The organism is Gordonia sp. NPDC003585 (genome assembly GCF_040610755.1).
In the GTDB taxonomy this organism is placed as follows: domain Bacteria; phylum Actinomycetota; class Actinomycetes; order Mycobacteriales; family Mycobacteriaceae; genus Gordonia.
In genome coordinates, this window is record NZ_JBEXMX010000004.1 from 1 (window position 1) to 21,863 (window position 21,863).

Annotated in this window: 20 protein-coding genes; 16 read left to right on the forward strand and 4 right to left on the reverse strand. The window is 66.5% G+C overall.

Features of this window, described 5'->3' with window-relative positions; all coding sequences use genetic code 11:
* Positions 1–91: 91 nt before the first annotated feature.
* Positions 92–886, reverse strand: a complete 795-nt coding sequence (locus tag ABZW74_RS01570; RefSeq protein ID WP_355273253.1) for an alpha/beta fold hydrolase — start codon at positions 884–886, stop codon at positions 92–94.
* 77 nt (positions 887–963) lie between these two features.
* Between ABZW74_RS01570 and ABZW74_RS01575 the strand changes: the two genes are divergently transcribed.
* The 5 genes from ABZW74_RS01575 (at position 964) to hisG (ending at position 4,393) form a co-directional block, all read left to right on the forward strand.
* Entirely contained in the window at positions 964–1,776 is an 813-nt protein-coding gene (locus ABZW74_RS01575) for a helix-turn-helix transcriptional regulator (protein WP_355273256.1), read from the forward strand.
* A complete protein-coding gene (locus ABZW74_RS01580; RefSeq protein ID WP_308221027.1) occupies positions 1,773–2,477 on the forward strand; it encodes an HAD family hydrolase in 705 nt (234 codons plus the stop codon). Before ABZW74_RS01575 ends, ABZW74_RS01580 begins: the two co-directional genes overlap by 4 nt.
* A 70-nt stretch (positions 2,478–2,547) precedes the next feature.
* A complete protein-coding gene (locus ABZW74_RS01585; protein ID WP_355273259.1) occupies positions 2,548–3,165 on the forward strand; it encodes a hypothetical protein in 618 nt (205 codons plus the stop codon).
* 49 nt (positions 3,166–3,214) lie between these two features.
* The gene (locus ABZW74_RS01590; protein ID WP_240857299.1) at positions 3,215–3,478 is read left to right on the forward strand and encodes a phosphoribosyl-ATP diphosphatase; all 264 of its coding nucleotides are present in this window, start codon (positions 3,215–3,217) and stop codon (positions 3,476–3,478) included.
* 69 nt (positions 3,479–3,547) lie between these two features.
* Entirely contained in the window at positions 3,548–4,393 is an 846-nt protein-coding gene (gene hisG, locus ABZW74_RS01595; RefSeq protein ID WP_355273263.1) for an ATP phosphoribosyltransferase, read from the forward strand.
* A 284-nt stretch (positions 4,394–4,677) separates the two neighbouring features.
* Here the strand turns inward: hisG and ABZW74_RS01600 are convergent, their stop codons facing one another.
* Together ABZW74_RS01600 and ABZW74_RS01605 are read right to left on the reverse strand one after the other, a co-directional pair.
* A complete protein-coding gene (locus ABZW74_RS01600; protein ID WP_240857297.1) occupies positions 4,678–5,520 on the reverse strand; it encodes a thioesterase family protein in 843 nt (280 codons plus the stop codon).
* 59 nt (positions 5,521–5,579) lie between these two features.
* Positions 5,580–6,428, reverse strand: coding sequence for a RecB family exonuclease (locus ABZW74_RS01605; protein WP_355273266.1), 849 nt, complete (start codon positions 6,426–6,428; stop codon positions 5,580–5,582).
* Positions 6,429–6,512: 84 nt separating this feature from the next.
* Here ABZW74_RS01605 and ABZW74_RS01610 point away from each other — a divergent pair, with 84 nt between their 5' ends.
* From ABZW74_RS01610 to ABZW74_RS01620, 3 genes are all read left to right on the forward strand, one after another.
* Positions 6,513–7,343 (forward strand): tRNA (adenine-N1)-methyltransferase, encoded by an 831-nt coding sequence (locus tag ABZW74_RS01610; protein WP_240857295.1) that lies wholly within the window; start codon positions 6,513–6,515, stop codon positions 7,341–7,343.
* Positions 7,344–7,524: 181 nt separating this feature from the next.
* Positions 7,525–9,333 (forward strand): proteasome ATPase, encoded by a 1,809-nt coding sequence (gene arc / locus ABZW74_RS01615; protein ID WP_240857294.1) that lies wholly within the window; start codon positions 7,525–7,527, stop codon positions 9,331–9,333.
* A 98-nt stretch (positions 9,334–9,431) separates the two neighbouring features.
* Positions 9,432–11,915: an FHA domain-containing protein gene (locus ABZW74_RS01620; protein WP_355273378.1), complete on the forward strand. Its 2,484-nt coding sequence runs from the start codon at positions 9,432–9,434 to the stop codon at positions 11,913–11,915.
* 49 nt (positions 11,916–11,964) lie between these two features.
* Here the strand turns inward: ABZW74_RS01620 and glgP are convergent, their stop codons facing one another.
* Positions 11,965–14,547, reverse strand: a complete 2,583-nt coding sequence (gene glgP / locus ABZW74_RS01625; protein ID WP_240857292.1) for an alpha-glucan family phosphorylase — start codon at positions 14,545–14,547, stop codon at positions 11,965–11,967.
* 99 nt (positions 14,548–14,646) lie between these two features.
* Here glgP and dop point away from each other — a divergent pair, with 99 nt between their 5' ends.
* The 8 genes from dop (at position 14,647) to tatA (ending at position 21,854) form a co-directional block, all read left to right on the forward strand.
* Positions 14,647–16,146, forward strand: coding sequence for a depupylase/deamidase Dop (dop, locus tag ABZW74_RS01630; protein WP_240857291.1), 1,500 nt, complete (start codon positions 14,647–14,649; stop codon positions 16,144–16,146).
* A 104-nt stretch (positions 16,147–16,250) separates the two neighbouring features.
* On the forward strand, positions 16,251–16,442 hold the full coding sequence (locus ABZW74_RS01635) for a ubiquitin-like protein Pup (protein WP_240857290.1): 192 nt from the start codon (positions 16,251–16,253) through the stop codon (positions 16,440–16,442).
* Between the two features lie 62 nt (positions 16,443–16,504).
* The gene (gene prcB, locus ABZW74_RS01640) at positions 16,505–17,326 is read left to right on the forward strand and encodes a proteasome subunit beta (protein WP_240857341.1); all 822 of its coding nucleotides are present in this window, start codon (positions 16,505–16,507) and stop codon (positions 17,324–17,326) included.
* Positions 17,323–18,117 (forward strand): proteasome subunit alpha, encoded by a 795-nt coding sequence (prcA, locus tag ABZW74_RS01645; protein ID WP_355273273.1) that lies wholly within the window; start codon positions 17,323–17,325, stop codon positions 18,115–18,117. The genes prcB and prcA overlap by 4 nt, the downstream gene beginning before the upstream one ends.
* A 45-nt stretch (positions 18,118–18,162) precedes the next feature.
* The gene (gene pafA, locus ABZW74_RS01650; RefSeq protein WP_240857288.1) at positions 18,163–19,521 is read left to right on the forward strand and encodes a Pup--protein ligase; all 1,359 of its coding nucleotides are present in this window, start codon (positions 18,163–18,165) and stop codon (positions 19,519–19,521) included.
* A 16-nt stretch (positions 19,522–19,537) separates the two neighbouring features.
* Positions 19,538–20,530 carry a WYL domain-containing protein gene (locus ABZW74_RS01655; protein WP_240857287.1) on the forward strand — a complete coding sequence of 331 codons (993 nt, stop codon included), beginning with the start codon at positions 19,538–19,540 and terminating at the stop codon, positions 20,528–20,530.
* On the forward strand, positions 20,527–21,495 hold the full coding sequence (locus tag ABZW74_RS01660) for a WYL domain-containing protein (RefSeq protein ID WP_240857286.1): 969 nt from the start codon (positions 20,527–20,529) through the stop codon (positions 21,493–21,495). Before ABZW74_RS01655 ends, ABZW74_RS01660 begins: the two co-directional genes overlap by 4 nt.
* A 101-nt stretch (positions 21,496–21,596) precedes the next feature.
* Complete coding sequence (gene tatA / locus ABZW74_RS01665) at positions 21,597–21,854, forward strand: Sec-independent protein translocase subunit TatA (RefSeq protein ID WP_240857285.1); 258 nt, start codon at positions 21,597–21,599, stop codon at positions 21,852–21,854.
* Positions 21,855–21,863: the final 9 nt, after the last annotated feature.

Here is a 21,863-nt window from a genome sequence, read left to right on the forward strand (position 1 = left end):
GACGGCTACACCTCGGGCCGTGGCGACGGCGCACTCGCCGTCTATGCGTCGATGATGGGTCTCGCGGTGCTCGGGGTGGTCTCGGCGGTCCTCAGCGTGTTCCGTCGTACTGCGCGGTCGATCCGCGACTGATCGACCACCACGCGACAATGCGCTCGACCACCGGTTCCGGGGTCCGCACCCAGCGGAGATGGTCGAGGGATCCATCGGGCGGGCAGGCGTCAGTGCCGTAGGTCCAGACGGTTCGGGCCCCGGCGTCGAAGTGACGTTCGAGGGCCGACGCCGCATCCGGTGTCACCAGCGAATCGCCGTCGAGACGCACCGCGAGTACCGGTCCGGCCAGCTGCGCAGCCGCGGTCCACGGAACGCGACCGGATCGGACCATCCGGGCCCACTCACGCATCAGCGTCCGCGGAGTGGGCCCGCCGAATCCTGCCTTGGGCCAGTACCCGAGTATCGCCGTGGTCGGCGGAACGGTTGCCGCAACGGCGTATTCGACCATCCCGCCGCGCGGGTAGTACCGGCGCCACGGCAACGATCCGGCGATGATCACGTATCCGTCAAGCAGGGAACCATCGGTACCCCGACCGGCCGCGACCAGTGCGCACAACTGCGCGCCCATGCTGTGGCCGAGCACAAGGATGGGTCGGTCCGGGTGCAGAGCACGGCAGTCGGCAACCTTGCGGCCGAGGTCGTGAGCCTCGTCGGCGTAGGACCAGTCACGGCGGCGGGCCGGTCCGACGTCACCGGATTCGATGCCGCGGCGCGGTGCGACGCTCGCAGTCCAGCCGTGCTCGACCAGGGCGTCGATCAGCGGCCGATAGAAGCGGGCGCGTACGCCCATGGCGGGGGAGACGACGACGTGTGGAGCGTTCTCGGGGTTCATGCGCCGAGCGTGCTGCCATGGTGTCCCCGAGTCCACTACCTGCGAGGTAGTCGAACCCGCTACCTCGGCCGCCTACGATGGCCACCATGCACACGGTGACCGGTGGGGCCAATCCCGTGGGATCGATGTTGCGGCGCTGGCGTGCGCATCGTTCGATCAGTCAGCTCGATCTCGCCTATGACGTCGGGGTGTCCCCTCGCCATCTGAGCTTTGTCGAGACCGGCAAATCGCGACCGAGTCCGTCGCTCATCGATGCGCTGTCCGACCGGCTCGACATTCCACTGCGGGAACGTAATTCGTTGTTGCTGGCCGCGGGTCATGCGCCGCGGTACTCGGAGGAACCGATCACCGCCGATGCGATGACCCGAGTACGTGACTCGGTGCAGCGGGTTCTCGACGCGCACAACCCCAATTTCGGTGTGGCACTGGACCGGACATGGAATGTGGTGCTGGCCAACGACTCTGCGAATGTCCTGACGGCGTCGCTGCCCGAACATCTCCAGGGCCCGCCGTTCAACCTGTTCCGTGCCTCGTTGCATCCGGACGGATTTGCCGGGATGACACGCAATTTCGACGTCTGGGGCCGTTACCTCGTCGATCTGCTCCATCGGCTGACCCGCGTCACCGGCGATCCGCGCCTGGCAGACCTCGAGGATGAGATCGGCACCTATTCGACGGTGCGGGCGTTGGACCGCGACGCATCGCCGGCGCCCGACCCGATGCTGATCGTTCCCCTGGAACTCGAACTCGGCGACGTCGTCCTCTCGTTCTTCTCCACGCTGACGACCTTCGGCTCTCCGCGGGACATCACACTCGAGGAGATGACGATCGAACTGTTCTACCCCGCCGACGCGACGACCGAATCGTGGGTTGCGATGATGCAGAGGTGACCACCTCTGACGCCGACCGGCCGACCGGCCCGCACGCGGTCCTCTGGGACATGGACGGGACGCTGCTCGATTCCGAACCGATCTGGGACATCGCGATGGAACGGTTCGCGCTGCGCAACGGCATAGTCATGAGTCCCGCGCTGCGCGAGTCGACACTCGGCAACTCACTGCCCGACGCCATGGGCAAGATCTATGCGGCGGCCGACGTCGCGGTCTCCGACCGGGACGTCCCGGGTGATTCCCGATGGCTGCTCGACACGGTCGCGGTCCTGTTTCAGGAGGATCTCCCGTGGCGTCCCGGCGCTACGGAAGCGCTCGATCTGGTTCGGGACGCCGGGATTCCGATGGCCCTGGTCACCAACACGGTGCGTGAACTCACCGAGGTCGCCCTCGACACCATCGGGCGTCACCGGTTTGCGGTGACCGTCTGCGGCGACGAGGTGCAACGGGGCAAACCCGCGCCCGATCCCTATCTGCGCGCGGCCGAACTCCTGGGGCGTCGGCCCGACCAATGTCTGGCGGTCGAGGATTCGCCTGCGGGCACCGACGCGGCCACCACGGCAGGCTGCCCGACACTTGTGGTGCCCTCGGCCGCGCCGGTCCCCGACGGGGCGTTGCGTCGCTTCCGGGAATCTCTCGTGGGGTTGTCCGGCCATGACCTGACCGACGCATTCCACGGAGTGACGACGCGGCCCAGCTGATTCGAACTGCTAACGATTCTTCTCGCGGATCCGACGACCATGGCAGGAGCCGGACAGATCGGAGCGAGACATGCGACGTGGTTCATGGGTGAAATCCGCGGGTGTGCTGGCCATGTCTGGGCTGATGGGTTGCGTCGTCCTCGCGGGGTGCACGCCGACATCGGAGACAACCAGCGCCACTTCGACCGCAACGGTCACTGTCACCGCGTCGCAGCCCCCGGGGGTGTCGTCTGCGTCGACGACCCGAACTGCGTCCCCGAACCCGCAGCGCCAACAGCGAACGCCGGAACCCGTCGACCCGTCTCAGTTCCGAAGCGGACAACGCAACGGTGAGGACGTCTACTTCACCTCGCCCACCGGCAATATCTGGTGTCGTTTTGGCTCGGTGGACTACAGCGCCGGCTGTCAGGCCAAGAACGCCCCGATACCCGCCGGTGCCGATTGTCGCGGCAACTCGATGTATCCGGCCCACACGCTCAGCCGCGGCTTCTTCCTGCGCGGCGCCGCCGTGATGCCCGCATGCTTCAATCAGGGCGTTTTCGTCGGCTACGAAGCGAGGGCCTTGCCGTACGACCACTCGATATCGGCCCACGGCTACTTGTGCGTGTCGCGTGTCACCGGGATGACGTGCTTTGCACGTTCCGCGCGCGGCTTCGTCCTGTCGATGCAGGAGGCGCGAGCCTTCTGAGGCGACCTGCGCAGAGGTGTCGTGACCGGGCATGAAACACTGAGAGACCGTGAAGACATTCGAGGAGTTGTTCGGCGAGCTCACCGAGAAGGCACAGTCCCGGCCGGCCGGCAGCGGCACCGTCGCGGCCCTCGATGCCGGTGTGCACACGCTCGGCAAGAAGATCCTCGAAGAGGCGGGCGAGGTGTGGCTCGCCGCGGAGCACGAGTCCGATGAGTCGCTCGGCGAGGAGATCTCACAGCTCCTGTACTGGGCGCAGGTGATGATGATCAAACGAGGACTGTCGCTCGAAGACGTCTACCGCCATCTGTAGGGAGTCGGTGCACGCACCCGACTCCCGGCGCACACGTCACTCATCCCGGCAATCATTAAGGACCACATCATGTTGCGCGTAGCCGTTCCCAACAAGGGTGCGCTCTCCGAATCGGCGTCGGCGGTGCTCGCCGAGGCCGGATATCGCAAGCGTTCCGACGCCAAGGACCTCACCGTTCTCGACAACGCCAACGACGTCGAGTTCTTCTTCCTGCGCCCCAAGGACATCGCCATCTACGTCGGCGCGGGCACCCTCGATCTCGGCATCACCGGCCGTGACCTTGCCGGTGACTCCGGTGCCGCGGTCGACGAGGAATTGTCGATGGGCTTCGGCTCGTCGACCTTCCGCTACGCCGCTCCCGGCAATCAGACCTGGACTGTCGACGACCTCGCCGGCAAGCGGATCGCGACGTCGTACCCGAATCTGGTGCGCGCCGATCTCGCCGAGCGGGGAATCGAGGCCGAGATCATCCGGCTCGACGGTGCGGTCGAGATCTCCATCCAGCTCGGCGTCGCCGACGCGATCGCCGACGTGGTGGGCTCGGGACGCACGCTGCGCCAGCACGGGCTGGTCGCCTTCGGCGAGACGCTGTGCGACTCCGAGGCGGTCCTCATCTCGCGGTCCGGCGCCGAGCGGGGCAAGGCCGCCCGGCAGTTCGTCGCGCGCGTGCAGGGCGTCGTCTTCGGTCAGCAGTACGTGATGATCGACTACGACTGCCCACGTTCGCTGCTCGCCGAGGCGTCGAAGCTGACCCCCGGCCTGGAGTCGCCGACGGTGGCTCCGATGGCCGATCCCGACTGGGTCGCAATCCGGGCCATGGTGCCGCGCAAGGACCACCAGAACCTGATGGATAAGCTCTCCGAACTCGGCGCGAAGGCGATCCTCGCCACCGACATCCGGTCCTGTCGCTTCTGAGTCGACGAGACTGTCTTCGGCCTCCTGAACTGCGGAAATCTGTACCTGGGAGCCCAGTCAAATGCACAGTGCACGTGGTCGGGCTGGGGCGTACAGATAGCCGACGAGTTTGGCGAGCCGCTCGCTGACCTTTGGGCGTGTCGCGATTTCAGAAACCGCGTGTCTGGCCAGAAACCAGGGGCGCGCCAGCGGTTTCTGGCACCACCCGCGGTTTCTGGCACCACGTGCGGTTTGCGACGAGGCCGAGCTCTGCCTGCTTCCAGGTCCGGCTCGGAGTGTCTTGCTCACGCGTTGCGATTGAGCAGCACGGTCTGCGCCGACCGGCCGATGAACCCGTCGACGTCGTAGAGGTCGGCGAAGGTGGCGCCGAAGCCGTGGCGCCCGGTGGCCATGTCGGCGTCGATGCCGAGCCAGTGTCCGCGGGGCGCGGCGGTCAGGTGGACAGTGGTGTCGGTGTTCATCCAGGTCCACTCGTCGGGCCGCAGCCGGGTGCCGAGCCCGTTGGCCACGTCGAGGACGGTGAAGATCGATTCGAGGTCGGCAATCGGCTCATCGGCGACGAGGTCGATGGCCGGGCGCAGCCACACTGCGGGTGTGTCGCCGGTGCGTCCCTCCACGCGGGCCGATTCCACGGTTCCGATGAAACCGGTTGTGCCCCAGTCGACACCGAGCGATTCGTCGGCAGTCACTCCGATCACTGAATCCACGTCATCGGGACCTGTGGCCAAGGCGGGCAATGGAATTCGTTCGATCGGAGCGGAGTCCGCGAGCCGCATGCGCCAGCCCACGGACTGCGCCGCTGTCCGGAAACCACCGTCGGGCTGCTGCACTTCCAGATCGGCGCCGATCAGCGTGATCTGTCGTCCCGGACGCAGTACGCGCGCCCGAATCCTGTTGACGCCGAGCCCGATCGGGCCGAGGATCTCGGTGGTGACGCGCGTGAAGTGCTGGTCGGGGTCGGGCGCACAGCGGAGCATGGCGCGCATCAGGAGGCCTGCGGGTGGGCCGCCGTGCTGGATCTCCGGGGCCCAGACGCTCAGGGTCGCCGGCGTCGGCTGGTAATACTCGTGACCGTCGGCCTCGTAGTCCGGTGCGGCAATCGGTTCGTAGTAGGACGAATACTCCACGTCGTCACTTTATGGGGGTCGTCATAGTCGTGTGTCACCGGGTGCCGAAATCGGTCTTGTCAGTCGGCCGTGAATCCGACTGGTGGTCCCGGATAGGGCGGGATGGTTCCACCGAATTCGGGGCAGCGATCGCGGTGCTCGCACGACGAACACAGCCGCGACCGCTTCGGCCGAAAGTCGCCGGTGGCCACCGCCACCCGGATGGCCTTCCAGATCGCCACCAGGGTGCGTTCGAATCGTTCGAGTTCGTCGCGGTCGGGGGTGTAGGTGAGTTGCTGACCGTCGGACAGGTACATCAACTGCAGTCGGTGCGGCACCACACCTCGGGTGCGCAAGATCGCGAGGGCATAGAACTTCATCTGGAACAGCGCTGCGGATTCGAACGCCTCACCCGGGCAGCGTCCGGTCTTGTAGTCCACCACCCTGATCTCACCGGTGGGCGCGACATCGATCCGGTCGATGAATCCCCGCATCCGGACCTGCCCCGACTCGATCTCGATGTGATGCTCGACGGCGTCCGGGTCGAAGGCGGTCGGATTCTCCATCGTGTAGTAGGTCGCGATCAGCTTGTGCGCATCGGCCAGGAACTTGGTGTCGTCACCATGGGCGACCACCTGCGCGAGTTCGGGGTCGGCCTCGCACAGCGCGGCCCAGGCGCCTTCGACCAGCAAATCCGCGGATTCACGGGTGCGCAGCGCGGCCGGCATGTCGAAGAGGTTCTCGAGCGCAGCATGGACCACCGTGCCGCGTGTCTGCGCCGGGGTGGGCGTCTCGGCGAAGCGATCGATCGCGCGGTACCGGTACAGCAGGGGACACTGCTTGAAATCGGACGCACGCGACGGCGACAGTGCCAACGGGCGGCCGACCAGTCCACGTTGCTCAGACCCGGCTTCAACACTTGTACTCACATTTGGCAGGGTAAGACGCCGTACAGACAGTTTCGCGCCGCGACACCACCGCGAGCGCACTTCACGAGTCGGGAAGGACCTGACGTGCCCACCTCCGGCCCGTTCGCCATCGGCGACCGCGTACAGCTCACGGATGCGAAAGGTCGCAAGTTCACGGTCCACCTCGAGGCCGGCAAGCTCTTCCACACCCATCGCGGCGCCATCGCCCACGACGACCTGGTCGACGCGCCCGAGGGCAGCATCGTCTCGGCCACCAGCGGGACGCAGTACCTCGCGCTGCGCCCACTCCTCGTCGACTACGTGCTGTCGATGCCGCGTGGCGCCCAGGTCATTTACCCGAAGGACGCGGCGCAGATCGTCGTCGAGGGGGACGTGTTCCCCGGTGCGCGGGTTCTGGAGGCCGGTGCCGGCTCTGGTGCGCTCACGTGCTCGCTGCTGCGTGCTGTCGGTACGCAGGGTGAGGTCGTGTCCTACGAGGTTCGCGCCGACCACGCCGAGCATGCGGTGCGCAACGTCGACACCTTCTTCGGTGAGCGGCCCGCGAACTGGACACTGATCGTCGACGACCTCGCAAATCTCCCCGCCGACGAGCGATTCGATCGCATCGTTCTGGACATGTTGGCGCCCTGGGAGCCGCTGGACGTGGTTCGAACGGCCTTGAAACCAGGTGGAGTACTAACGATTTATGTGGCAACGGTCACCCAGTTGTCGCGAATCGTCGAGGCCCTGCGCGATCAGGAGTGCTGGACCGAGCCCCGGGCGTGGGAATCGCTGGTCCGCGAGTGGAGCGCGGTGGGTCTCGCGGTGCGTCCGGAGCACAAAATGCAAGGCCATACGGCATTTCTCATCACCGCTCGGCGACTTGCCGACGGCACCACCACCTTGCGGCCGCAGCGGCGTCCCAGCAAGGGGTGACCGGGAAATCGGTTTACGCGTCGAAACATCGCGAATACGTTGAGAAGACGCATATTTAACACACCGTCAACATCACCATTCGCGCGGTGGAGGGCGATTTACGAGCGCTCCCGGTAGCGTGGAGACACGGCGCAAGCATTCGATCGAGGGATCGGATGATTGCCGGGGAGAGGAGTCAGCAATGACCGAATCTGACCGCCACGATGCCCCCACGGGTGACCGCAGGGTTCCCGAGAGCGCAAGTGCATCCGACGAGGATTTCACTCCTGCCTACACCCCGCCGCTGCCACGCAGCGGGAGCGAGCGCGCGCCGTTCGGCAGGCCTGCAGCCGACACACCCGCCGGGGATGTCCACGCGCTGCAGGAACGTGTCGACAACCTCACCGTGCGCAACGCCAAACTTCTCGACACCCTCAAGGACGCCCGCCAGCAGTTGGTGGCGCTCCGAGAGGAAGTCGACCGCCTCGGACAGCCGCCGAGCGGCTACGGGATCTTGTTGGAGGTGCAAGCCGACTCGACGGTCGACGTGTTCACCTCCGGGCGCAAGATGCGGCTCACGTGTTCGCCCAACATCGACACCGAGACCCTGCACAGGGGTCAGACGCTGCGCCTCAACGAGGCCCTGACCATCGTCGAGGCCTGTGAGTTCGACACGGTCGGCGAGATCAGCACACTGCGCGAGGTACTCGGCGACGGCCAGCGGGCCCTGGTGGTCGGGCACGCCGACGAGGAGCGCGTGGTCTGGCTCGCCGAACCGCTGCTCGGTGACGTCGACGGCGAGGACGGCAAGCGGCGCAAGTTGCGTCCCGGTGACTCGCTGCTGATCGACACCAAAGCCGGATTCGCGTTCGAGCGCGTCCCGAAGGCCGAGGTCGAGGACCTGGTCCTCGAGGAGGTTCCCGACGTCGGCTACGAGGACATCGGTGGTCTCGGCCGCCAGATCGAGCAGATCCGTGATGCCGTCGAACTCCCGTTCCTGCACAAGGACCTGTTCCGCGACTACGCGCTGCGTCCGCCCAAGGGCGTCCTGCTGTACGGCCCGCCCGGCTGCGGCAAGACCCTCATCGCGAAGGCAGTGGCCAACTCGCTCGCCAAGAAGATCGCGCAGGCGCGCGGCGACGACGCGAAGGAAGCGAAGTCCTACTTCCTCAACATCAAGGGTCCCGAGCTCCTCAACAAGTTCGTCGGCGAGACCGAGCGGCACATCCGCCTGATCTTCCAGCGGGCACGCGAGAAGGCCTCGGAAGGCACTCCGGTGATCGTGTTCTTCGACGAGATGGACTCGATCTTCCGGACTCGCGGTTCCGGCGTCTCGTCGGACGTGGAGACCACCGTTGTGCCGCAGCTGCTCAGCGAGATCGACGGTGTCGAGGGCCTGGAGAACGTCATCGTCATCGGCGCCTCCAACCGCGAGGACATGATCGATCCGGCGATCCTGCGGCCCGGCCGCCTCGACGTCAAGATCAAGATCGAGCGCCCCGACGCGGAGTCGGCGATGGACATCTTCTCCAAGTACCTGGTGGAAGAACTGCCCGTGCACGCCGACGATCTGGGCGAGTTCGGCGGCGACCGGACGGCCTGCATCAACGCCATGATCGAGCGGGTCGTCGAGCGCATGTACGCCGAGAGCGACGACAACCGGTTCCTGGAGGTCACCTACGCCAACGGCGACAAGGAGATCATGTATTTCAAGGACTTCAACTCGGGCGCCATGATCCAGAACGTGGTCGACCGGTCCAAGAAGTACGCGATCAAGTCGCAGCTCGAGACCGGTCAGCCGGGACTGCGGGTCCAGCACCTGTTCGACTCGATCCTCGACGAGTTCGCGGAGAACGAGGACCTGCCGAACACCACCAATCCCGATGACTGGGCCCGTATCTCGGGCAAGAAGGGTGAGCGGATCGTGTACATCCGCACCCTGGTCACCGGCAAGAGTTCGGGTGCCAGCCGCGCGATCGACACCGAGACCAACACCGGCCAGTACTTGTAGTCGAGCGGCGCGACACGCGGGTCGGCCGACCGGCCGACAGGTGCGGTGTGGACCTCGCGATCAGGCACTAGAGTCATTCGGTGATGAACAGTATGTCCATGACGCGCGGGCGCGTGACCGTCGACGGCGGTCAGGTGCACCCGATCGGTGACCGCCAACGGATCACGATCGGCCGCACCCCCGACAACGACATTGTGATCAACCACCCGATGGTGTCGCGGCATCATCTGGCGCTCGAGTGGCGCGTCACTGCGTGGTGTCTGGTCGACACCGGTTCGACCAACGGCTTCTATCTGAACGGTCGACGCATCCCGGAATTGACCGTGTCTGGCCCGGTTCAGGTGCGTATCGGCGACGCGGTGACCGGCCCGGTCCTCGATCTCGCCTTGGACCCGGTCGGGCCTGGCGGCCCGCCCCCGCCGTCCGGTGGGTTTCGTCCCGGTCCGCCGGCCGGCCCGGGGTCGGGCAGCATGCCGATGCGCGTTCCCGCGCCCGGAACGTACTCCCGCGACAACGGCGTCGAACCGATGCCGCAGGAACTGCGCAACGCACCACACCTGCAGTCACTCCAACAGAACGTGTCGGCGGTGTACCGACTGCCGGGCGCCGACACCCCGCCCGCTCGTGAGTCGATCTCGCTGCGCGGTGTCCAGACCATCGGTCGTACCCCGGACAACGACATCGTCGTCAGCGACGTGCTGGCCTCCCGCCACCACGCCCGGGTGAGTACCGGGCAGTCCGGGCTGGTCATCGCCGACCTGAACAGCGTCAACGGCACCTTCGTGAACGGGCGACGGGTGGGCCAGGCACAGCTCACCGACGGCGACGTGGTGACCATCGGTAACAGTGACTTCGTGGTGTCCGGCGGCACCCTCATCCGCGGTCAGGCTCGCGAAGCGGTGGCCGGCGGTGTCCATGTGCACGGCGTCAGTCTGGTGGTCGACGGCGGGAAGCAATTGCTGGCCGACGTCGAGTTCAGCGCCAGCCCGGGCACGCTGACCGCCATCATCGGACCGTCGGGCGCGGGTAAGTCCACCGTGTCCAAGATCGTCGCCGGTCTCAACGCGCCCACCAGTGGTCAGGTGACCTTCGAGAACCGCAGCGTCCACGCCGAGTACGACGCCCTGCGCACCCGTATCGGAATGGTGCCGCAGAAGGATGTGCTGCACCACAAACTGACCCTGCGTCAGGCTCTGCGTTACGCCGCAGAACTGCGACTGCCACCCGACCTCAGCAAGGCCGACCGCGACAACGTCATCAACGGTGTCCTGTCCGAGCTCCAACTCACCGAGCACGTCGACACCCGGGTGGAGAAACTCTCCGGTGGCCAGCAGAAGCGTGCCTCGGTGGCAATGGAGTTGCTCACCGGTCCGTCGCTGCTGATTCTCGACGAACCGACGTCGGGGCTCGATCCGGCGCTCGACCGTCAGGTGATGGCGACGCTGCGCCGCCTCGCCGATGCCGGCCGCGTGGTGTTGGTGGTGACCCACTCGCTGACCTACCTGTCGATGTGCGACCAGGTGCTGCTGTTGGCCCCGGGCGGCAAGACCGCGTTCTGCGGACCGCCGGCACAGGTCCGCGGCGCGATGGGCACCGACGACTGGGCCGAGATCTTCTCCTTTGTCGCCGATCAACCCGACACCGCCCACATGCGGTTCCTCGACCGCAATCGCCGCCGCCGCCGACCTCCGCCACCGATGCGTCCACCCGGACCGCCGATCCCGATACCGCACACCAGTTTCCTGCGTCAGTCGAGCACCGTGTCGCGCCGACAGGTCCGACTGATCTTCGCCGACGTCGGGTATCTCGCATTCCTGGTTCTGCTGCCGGTGGTGCTGGGTGCGCTGACTCTGGTGATTCCCGGCTCGAACGGCTTTGGGCTCGTCGGCGATCCCAACCATCCACCGGGCGTGCCGCCGCCCAAGGATGCCGGTGAGGCGGTGCAGATCCTGGTCGTGCTCGTCGTCGGGGCTGCCTTCATGGGCGCCGCGTTGACCGTGCGCGATCTGGTGGGTGAGCGCGACATCTTCGAACGCGAACGCGCGGTCGGCCTCCGACCGGGCGCCTACCTGTGGGCAAAGATCCTCGTGTTCTTCACTGCTGCCGTTCTGCAGAGCATCGTGATGGTCGCCATCTGCTTTGCGGGCCGCGGCATACCCGAGTTCGGCGGACCGTTCATCAGCCCGCCGATAGACCTGGTGATCTCGATCGCGGCGCTGGCCTGCGTGTCGACCCTTGTCGGACTGGCCATCTCGTCGATGGTGAAGTCCAATGAGCAGGTGATGCCACCGCTGGTCATCGTGATCATGGTGCAGCTGGTGTTCTGCGGTGGCCTGTTCGCTCTCGACAAGCCGGGCCTGGAACAGATCTCGTGGATCTTCCCGTCCTTCTGGGGGTACGTGGCGTCGGCAGCCTCGGTGGACCTGACCTACATCAACTCCTACGCACCCCAGGCCGCCGGCAACGGCTTGTGGGAGTCGACCTTCGCCAACTTCGCGCTGGCGATGCTCGTGCTGGTGATCATCGGCGCGATCCTGGCCGGCATCACCTACTCCAAGCTGCGCCTGAAGAAGGCCCGCTGATCAGTCGGTCCAGTCACCCGGCGGTCATTCCGCCGGGTGACTGTTCCCGTCAGGACGGCATGGTGAACGAGGTCGTCACGCCTGCGGAGACCTCGGGATAGCGCACCAATCCGAGTTCGGCGTCGTCGCTCAATGCCGGATGAGCGGGCAGGACACGCACGGTGTAGCCGATCAGCCCCGACGAGCGTGGTTCCAAGGTGGCCGAGAACACCGACCGCCCCGACGAATCGGGTTGGGCTGCAGGCGACATGATCGCGAAGTGCGGGTCGACGATGTCGCCTTCGTCGGTGACCCGGCCGAGGATCGCCTCGACCTTGACCTCCGTGGGAGACAGTGCCCCCGACGCCACGTGCGCGGTGACGAGCAGACCGTCGTCGGCCTTGTCGTCCTCGACGCCGGCGATCATGACCGACGACCAACTGCGATTGAGACGTGACCGGTACGCGGCGAGGTCGGCGGCGACCTTGTAGTCGTCGGCGCACACTGCCGTGAACGACGCGGCGGCCGGGCAGTAGAGCTGGGTGGTGTAGTCGCGCACCATGCGGGAGGCGAGCACCTTGGGGCCGAGTTTGCTCAGCGTGTGCCGGACCATCTCCACCCAGCGCTCGGGGACACCGTCGGTGGTGCGGTTGTAGAAGAGGGGGATCACCGACTCCTCGAGCAGCGAATACAGTGCCTCTGCCTCGAGGTCGTCGCGACGGTACTCGTCGGTGACGCCTTCCGCCGATGGGATGGCCCAACCGTTTTCGCCGTCGGCCATCTCGTCCCACCAGCCGTCGAGGATCGACAGGTTGAGTCCGCCGTTGAGTGCCGACTTCATGCCCGACGTTCCGCACGCCTCCATGGGGCGTACCGGGTTGTTGAGCCACACGTCGCAGCCGGCGTAGATGTGCCGGGCCATCGAGATGTCGTAGTCGGGCAAGAAGACGATCTTGTCGCGCAGCTCGGGGTCCTCGGTGAAACGCACGACCTGCTGGATCAACGCCTTTCCGCCATCGTCGGCCGGATGCGCCTTGCCGGCGATGACCAACTGAACGGGGCGCTCCGGGTCGGTCAGGATACGTCGCAGACGGTCGGGATCGCGCAGCATCAGCGTGAGCCGCTTGTAGGTGGCGGCGCGGCGCGCGAAACCGATCGTCAGCGCGGACGGGTCGAAGATGTCTGCGGTCCAACCCAATTCGGCGTCGATGAACCCACGGTCGCGGCCACTGGCATGCGCACGGCGGCGTACCTCGTCGACGAGTTGGCCGCGCAGTTCTTCCCGCGTCTGCCACAGGTCGGCGACACTGAGCGCCGCGTACTGGTCGCCGGCCGAGTCCTCGTCCGCGCCGACCAGCTCCCGCCATGCCCGCGATACCCAGGTGAAGCCGTGGACGCCGTTGGTGACCGACCCGATCGGCACCTCGGCGGCGTCGAATCCGGGCCAGAGGTCGGCGAACATCTCGCGGCTGACCTCGCCGTGCAACTGCGACACCCCGTTGCTGCGCTGGCCGAGCCGGAATCCCATGTGCGCCATGTTGAAGACACCGGGATCGGACTCATCGCCCAGTTCGAGGACGGTGCCGACGTCGAGACCCGGCAGCAGTCGCGACTGCCCGTCGGGGCCGACGGCGAGGTAGTACCGAACCAGGTCGGTGGGGAAGCGGTCGATTCCCGCGGGGACGGGCGTGTGGGTGGTGAAGATGTTCGACGCCCGGACCACCGCCTCCGCCGTGTCGAAATCGAGGCCCGCACCGCCGTCGACGAGTTCTCGCACCCGTTCGACGCCGAGGAAACCGGCATGGCCCTCGTTCATGTGGAACACCGTCGGCTCTGCGCGACCGGTGATGCGGACGTACTCGCGCAGCGCCCGGACGCCGCCGATGCCGAGCAGAATCTCCTGCTTGATGCGGTGATCCTGGTCGCCGCCGTACAGGCGGTCGGTGACGGCGCGGAGCTCTTCGTCGTTGAGCGAGATGTCGGAGTCGAGCAGCAACAGCGGGATCCGACCGACGGTCGCGATCCACACCTGTGCGTGGAGGGCGCGATCGCCGGGCATGGCGACGCGGACGATGACCGGACCGGAATCGTCGGCCAGCAGCGTCAGCGGCAGGGCCCCGGGGTCGTTGACCGGGTAGCGCTCGATCTGCCAGCCGTCGTGCGACAGGCTCTGCCGGAAGTAGCCGGAGCGGTAGAACAGGCCGACGCCGATCAGTGGCAATCCGAGGTCGGATGCTGCCTTGAGGTGGTCACCCGCCAGGATGCCGAGGCCACCCGAGTAGATGGGCAGCACCTCGGTGATGCCGAACTCCATCGAGAAGTAGGCAATGCCTTCCGGCACAGTGTTTCCCGCCGACCGATAGTCACCGAACCATTGAGGTGCGGCGATGTAGTCGTCGAGGTCGGCGTGCAGTTGTGTGACCCGTTCGCAGAACTCGGTGTCGGCGGCCAGTTCGTGCAGGCGCTCGGTGTCGACGTCGGCGAGCACCCGGAGCGGATCACCGGTCGCAGCCCAGCGTTCCGGGTAGATGGTGGCGAACAACTCCTGCGTCGGTGTGTGCCACACCCATCGAAGGTTGTTGGCGAGGCCGGCCAGGTCGGCGAGTTGAGGGGGGAGGGGCACGCGAACGTTGAACCGGCGGAATGCTTTCACGGCGTAGACGGTACCCAGGTCAGACGGTCCCTGCGACCGGGACGAGCGTAGCGACGGGTTAAGATTCGACGCACCGAGATGAACAATTAGGCTCTTGGCATGCAGCGAATCATCGGGACCGAGGTCGAGTACGGAATTTCGGCGCCGGGCGACCCGACCGCGAATCCGATCATGACGTCAACACAGGCCGTTCTTGCCTATGCGGCGGCCGCCGGTGTGCCCCGCGCGAAGCGGACGCGCTGGGACTACGAGGTGGAGTCGCCGCTTCGTGATGCGCGCGGTTTCGACCTCGGGCGAGGGTCGGGACCGGCCCCGATCATCGACGCCGACGAGATCGGCGCGGCCAACATGATCCTCACCAACGGGGCGCGCCTGTACGTCGACCACGCGCATCCCGAGTACTCGGCTCCCGAGGTGACCGACCCGCTCGACGCGGTGATCTGGGACAAGGCGGGCGAGCGCGTGATGGAGGCTGCGGCACGCCACGTCGCGAGCGTGCCGGGGGCACCCCGCCTCCAGCTCTACAAGAACAACATCGACGGCAAGGGCGCGTCGTACGGCACTCATGAGAACTACCTCATGGCGCGAGAGACGCCGTTCACCGCCGTCATCGCCGGATTGACCACCTTTTTCGCGTCTCGGCAGGTGATCACCGGATCGGGGCGGGTGGGCATCGGGCAGTCCGGCGACGAGGCCGGATATCAGCTGTCGCAACGTGCGGACTACATCGAGGTCGAGGTCGGTCTGGAGACCACCCTCAAGCGGGGCATCATCAACACGCGCGACGAACCGCACGCCGACCCGGAGCGATACCGCCGCCTGCACGTGATCATCGGCGACGCGAATCTCGCCGAGACCGCCACCTATCTGAAGGTGGGCACGACCGCGCTCGTCCTCGATCTGATCGAGGCGGGTGTCGACTTCTCCGACATCGAACTCGCCCGCCCGGTGCAAGCCGTGCACACCATCAGTCACGACCCGACGCTCACGACGACGGTAGCGCTCACCGACGGCCGCGAGGTCACCGCGCTCGCACTGCAACGCGAGTATCTGCAGCGTTGCCAGGCCTTCCACGACCGTGAGCATTCCGACGACGAACGGGCCGCGCACGTCCTGGCGACGTGGGCCGACGTCCTCGACCGTCTCGAACGCGATCCGATGGAATGCGCCGACATCCTCGACTGGCCGGCGAAGCTGCGGATCCTGGAGGGGTTCCGTCAGCGCGAGGGATTGTCGTGGTCGGCACCGCGTCTCCAGCTGATCGACCTGCAGTACTCCGACGTCCGGCTCGACAAGGGTCTGTACAACCGGCTGGTGGCGCGGGGTTCGATGAAGCGTCTGGTGGACGAGAACGCGGTGCTCGCCGCGATCACCGAACCCCCGCGCAACACCCGCGCCTACTTCCGCGGTGAATGTCTGCGCCGGTTCGGTGCCGATGTCGCCGCGGCGAGCTGGGATTCGGTGATCTTCGACCTCGGCGGCGACTCGCTGGTCCGGATACCCACTCTCGAACCGTTGCGGGGCAGCGAGGCCCACGTCGGAGCGCTCCTGGATTCGGTCCATTCCGCATCCGAACTCGTCGATCAGCTGACCACGTAACCGAGACGAACCCAACGCTCGTGTTAAGGGCGCCGTTACGCCGCGGCCACCGGTAGGGTGGATTTACGCCGCGGCGAAGCCGGGGCCGGAGTGAGGAGTGGCAGATGGCGCAGGAACAGACCAAGCGCGGTGGTGGCGACGACGACGGTGATCTGGGTCCCGAGGGTGGTGCGGGTCAAGAGCGTCGCGAGAAGCTGGCCGAGGACACCGACGACCTGCTCGACGAGATCGACGACGTGCTCGAGGAGAACGCCGAGGACTTCGTGCGCGCATATGTGCAGAAGGGCGGCCAGTGAGCGAGAACCCCGGTTGGTTTTCACGCGGTTCGGTTTCACGGTCGTCTTCACTTCGTTCAGGTCTGTCGCTGGGGGCCGACATCTCGTCGTTCACCGAGTTCCTGCGTGCCCACGCGCCGGATCAGCTGCCGCAGTCCAGGGCTGAAGCGATGGGTGGATTCACCGGCGCAACCGACGACATCCCACACGGCACCACGATCGTCGCCGTCTCCTATCCGGGCGGCGTTGTTCTTGCCGGTGACCGCCGCGCCACGATGGGCAATCTCATCGCCACGCGCGACGTGAAGAAGGTCTACATCACCGACGAGTACTCGGCGGCCGGTATCGCCGGTACAGCCGGCATCGCGATCGAGATGGTGCGGCTGTTCGCCGTCGAACTCGAGCACTACGAGAAGATCGAAGGCGTTCCACTCACCCTGGACGGCAAGGTTTCTCGGCTCGCCACGATGGTGCGGGGCAACCTGGGTGCGGCGATGCAGGGACTCGCGGCGGTGCCGCTGCTGGTCGGCTACGACATCGACCACGACGACCCGTCCGAGCGTGGCCGGATCTTCTCCTTCGATGTCGCGGGCGATCGGCACGAGGAGTTCGGTGGCTATCAGGCCATCGGTTCGGGCTCGGTCTTCGCGAAGTCGTCATTGAAGAAGCTCTACCGACACGACCTCGACGAGGAGTCGGCGCTGGCGATCGCGGTCGAGGCGCTCTACGACGCTGCCGACGACGATTCGGCGACCGGTGGGCCCGACATCGTGCGCAAGATCTTCCCGCTGGCGACGGTCGTCGATGCCCAGGGTGCACGCGAAGTGGACGCGGCGGCCATCGAGTCGGCGGCCCGGGCGATCGTCGAACGGCGTGCAGCCGAGCATGAAGGGGGTGCCCGATGACGTTCCCGTATTACGCCAGTGCCGAGCAGATCATGCGCGACCGCTCGGAGTTGGCGCGCAAGGGAATCGCTCGCGGACGAAGCGTGGTGATCCTCACCTACGCCGACGGCGTGCTGTTCGTCGCCGAGAATCCGTCCAACACGCTGCGCAAGACCAGCGAGATCTACGACCGCATCGGGTTTGCGGCGGTGGGCAAGTACAACGAGTTCGAGAGCCTGCGCAAAGCCGGTATCCAGCTCGCCGACATGCGCGGCTACAGCTACGACCGCGCCGACGTGTCGGGGCTGTCGCTGGCCAACACCTACGCGAATGCCCTCGGCAGTGTGTTCACCGAGCAGCCAAAGCCTTTCGAGGTCGAGTTGTGCGTCGCGGAGGTCGCCAAGCCGGGCAAACCCCGACCGTCGCAGCTGTATCGCATCAGCTACGACGGTTCGATCACCGACGAGACACGATTTCTGGTCATGGGCGGTGCGACCGAACCGATCGCGGCCGCGCTCAAGGAGAGCTATCAGCCCGACCTCGACCTGGCCGGTGCGGTGGCGGTGGCCGTCGGCGCGCTGGCCACGCCGGCCGACTCGGGCAACGGCGCTCCCGCGGAACCGCGTGTCCTCGCTGCGGGTGACCTGGAGGTGGCGATCCTTGATCGCAATCGTCCGCGTCGTGCGTTCAAACGACTGACATCGTCAGCGGTCGACGCGCTGTTGCCCGGCGACAAGTCCGAGGAAGCACCGACCGAGGACCAGACGTCTACCGACGCCGCGGATTCGCCGACACCGGACGAGTCGGCGTGACGTCGCACCGCCCCGGCGACCGCACGCACGGGTAGGGTTGAGCAGGTGCAGCGTCGAATCATGGGCATCGAAACCGAATTCGGTGTCACGTGTACTTTCCACGGTCATCGCAGACTGAGCCCGGACGAGGTTGCCCGATATCTCTTCCGTCGGGTGGTGTCGTGGGGTCGGTCGTCGAATGTGTTCTTGCAGAACGGCGCTCGGCTCTACCTCGACGTCGGATCGCACCCGGAGTACGCGACCGCCGAGTGCGACAGCCTCATCCAGCTGATCAACCACGATCGGGCAGGTGAACTGGTCCTCGAGGATCTGCTGGTCGACGCCGAACAGCGTCTCGCCGACGAGGGGATCGGCGGGGACATCTACCTGTTCAAGAACAACACCGACTCGGCCGGCAACTCTTATGGCTGCCACGAGAACTATCTGGTGGTCCGCGCCGGCGAGTTCTCCAGGATCTCGGATGTGCTGCTCCCGTTCCTGGTCACCCGCCAGCTGATCTGCGGGGCCGGCAAGGTGCTGCAGACGCCCAAGGCCGCCACGTTCTGCCTGTCGCAGCGGGCCGAACACATCTGGGAGGGCGTGTCGTCGGCGACCACCCGGTCGCGGCCCATCATCAACACCCGTGACGAGCCGCACGCCGACGCCGAGAAGTACCGCCGCCTGCACGTCATCGTCGGTGACTCCAACATGTCGGAGATGACCACCCTGCTGAAGGTGGGGTCGGCCGCGCTCGTGCTCGAGATGATCGAGGCGGGCGTCGTCTTCCGTGATTTCGCGCTGGACAACCCGATTCGGGCCATCCGAGAGGTGAGCCACGATCCCACGGGACGCCGGCCGGTGCGGTTGGCGGGCGGTCGGCAGGCCAGCGCTCTCGACATCCAGCGTGAATACCACGCCCGTGCCGTCGAGCACATGACCAACCGGCGCCCCGATCCCGAGATGGACATGGTGGTCGACCTGTGGGGCCGCATGCTCGACGCGGTGGAGCGCGACGACTTCTCCAAGGTCGACACCGAGGTCGACTGGGTCATCAAACGCAAACTCTTCCAGCGGTATCAGGACAAGTACTCGATGGAGCTGTCCGATCCCAAGATCGCGCAACTCGACCTCGCGTTCCACGACATCAAACGCGGCCGCGGCGTGTTCGACGTCTTGTCGCGCAAGGGCCTGGTCACCCGGGCGACGACCGACGAGGCCATCGCCACCGCGGTGAACGAGCCGCCGCAGACGACGCGGGCCAAGCTGCGCGGCGATTTCATCTCGGCCGCACAGAAGGCCGGACGAGACTTCACCGTCGACTGGGTACACCTCAAGCTCAACGACCAGGCGCAGCGCACCGTGCTGTGCAAGGACCCGTTCCGCAGCGTCGACGAGCGCGTCGATCGACTGATCGCCTCCATGTGAGTTCTATCCTGACCCGGTGGCAACTGCGAAAGTCGAGCGTCTCCTCAACCTGGTGATCTGTCTGCTGGCCACCCGCCAGTTCGTCACCGCCGAGTACATCCGGCACAACGTCGCCGGTTACTCCGACGAAGGTCAGTCGCCCGAGGCCTTCAACCGGATGTTCGAGCGTGACAAGACCGAGCTCCGCGACCTGGGTATCCCACTGATCACCGGGCGATCGCCGATGTCGGGCAGCGCCGAGGGTTACCGCATCAACCGGGACAGCTACGAGCTGCCGGAGGTGAGCTTGGACGCCCAGGAGGCGGCCACCATCGCGATGGCTGCCGCGCTGTGGGACACCCCCGAGGTCTCGACGCTGTCGCAGACCGCGGTACTCAAACTGCGGGCGGCCGGCATTCCGGTACGCACCGAGGACGAGCTGGGCATCAGCAGTGGCGGCGCCGCCCGATCGATGGGTTCGGAAGTCGTGATCGGTGCACTCCTGGCCGCGGTCGACGCCGGGCAGGCGGTCGAGTTCACACACCGCTCGGGCTCGGCGTCTGCGCCCGCCACGCGCACAGTGGAGCCCTGGGGTGTCGTCACGCACCGCGGCCGCTGGTATGTCGTCGGGCACGATCGGGACCGGGCCGCCACCCGAACCTTTCGACTGTCGCGGATTTCGGATCTGCGTTCCGTTGGGCCGTCCGGCGCGGTCAAGGTCCCCGCGGGAACCGATCTGCAGCAGATCGTCAGCGCGGCGGTCGACGCCGCCGCCGGAACCGACGGCCGCACCGCGCGGATCTGGGTGGCCACCGACCGTGCAGCGGGCCTGCGGAGGCTCGCGGTGGGCAGCGAACCGGGGGACTACGACGGCGAACCCGGGGATGTGCTGACCGTCGACATCCGGTCGTTGTCGACGCTGACGCGGATGGTCTTGGGGGTCGGCAGCGGTGCTGTGGTCCTCGAACCGCCGGAACTGCGGGACCAGGTGGTCGCCGGGCTCGATCGGCTGTCGGGGGTGAGTGCGTGATGTCGGCTCAACCCTCTCGGCTGTCCCGCCTGCTCGCGATGGTGCCGTACTTCCAGGCGCATCGGGGCATCGCGATCGAGCAGGCCGCCGCCGATCTCGGCGTCACCCCCAAACAGCTCACCAAGGATCTCGAGCTGCTGTTCGTGTGCGGCTTGCCTGGTTACTACCCGGACGACCTGATCGAACTCGAATTCAGCGAGGGCCATGTCCACGTCGGATTCACCGCGGGCATGGATCGTCCGCTGCGTCTGACCACGACGGAGTCGAGCACCCTGCTGGTGGCGTTGCGGGCACTCGTCGACACCCCCGGCGTCGTCGACCGGGATGCCGCGCGCCGGGCGATCGCCAAGATCGAACAGGCCGTGGGTGCCGCAGGGCCGGCCGTTGCGGCGGGTGCCGAGGTCGACACCGATTCCGAGGAGAACCCCACCTACGCAGCCATTCGGGACGCGGTCAAACATGGCCGCGCGCTGCGGCTGCGCTACTACTCGGCCACCCGGGACAGTGTTGCCGACCGAGTGGTCGACCCCATTCGCCTGCAGGTCATGGACCAGCACACCTACCTCGAGGCCTGGTGCCGGTTGTCCGAGGGGGTGCGATTGTTCCGATTCGACCGGGTCGACGCCGCGACGGAACTGGAAGAGAAGAGCGCGCCGCCACCGCAGGCGGCGGGCCAGAGTTCCTCGCCCGTCCTGCAGGACGACCCCGACCTCCCGCAGGCGCACATCGAGATCGACGCCGACCACCTCTGGGTCTTCGACTACTACCTCATCGAACCCGACGAGGACATCGCCAATCGCCCGGACCCGGCCCTGCCGGTGCGCGGTCGGCTGGTCTACGGGTCACCGGAGTGGCTCAGCCGATTCCTCCTGGGGTTCGGCGGTGCGGTGCGGCTTCTCGACGACGAGCCGACGGCGGCCAGGATCCGGACCGCGGCGGGCGCTGCTCGGGCGCGTTACCGGTGATGTGAGGACTGCCGCATCTGTCGGTCCTCACCCGACCGGGTCGGCGGACACGCCACCTCGGGTAGCATGGCGAACAGACCTGGATCGGGAGGTTCACAACCATGTTCAACGCAGTTCAGCCCTGGCATCTCATCGTGTTGCTGGTGGTCATCCTTGTCCTCTTCGGATCCAAGCGACTCCCGGACGCGGCACGTGGCCTCGGCCGCTCCCTGCGCATCTTCAAGAGCGAGATGAAGGAGATGCAGAAGGACGAGCCGTCGGAGACCGCATCCACCAAGGAGGCGCAGCGCGAACTGCCCGCGGCGACCGACGACGCGGCGGGCAAGACCACCACCGACGACGTGAAGAAGTCGGCATAGGGCTGGGCG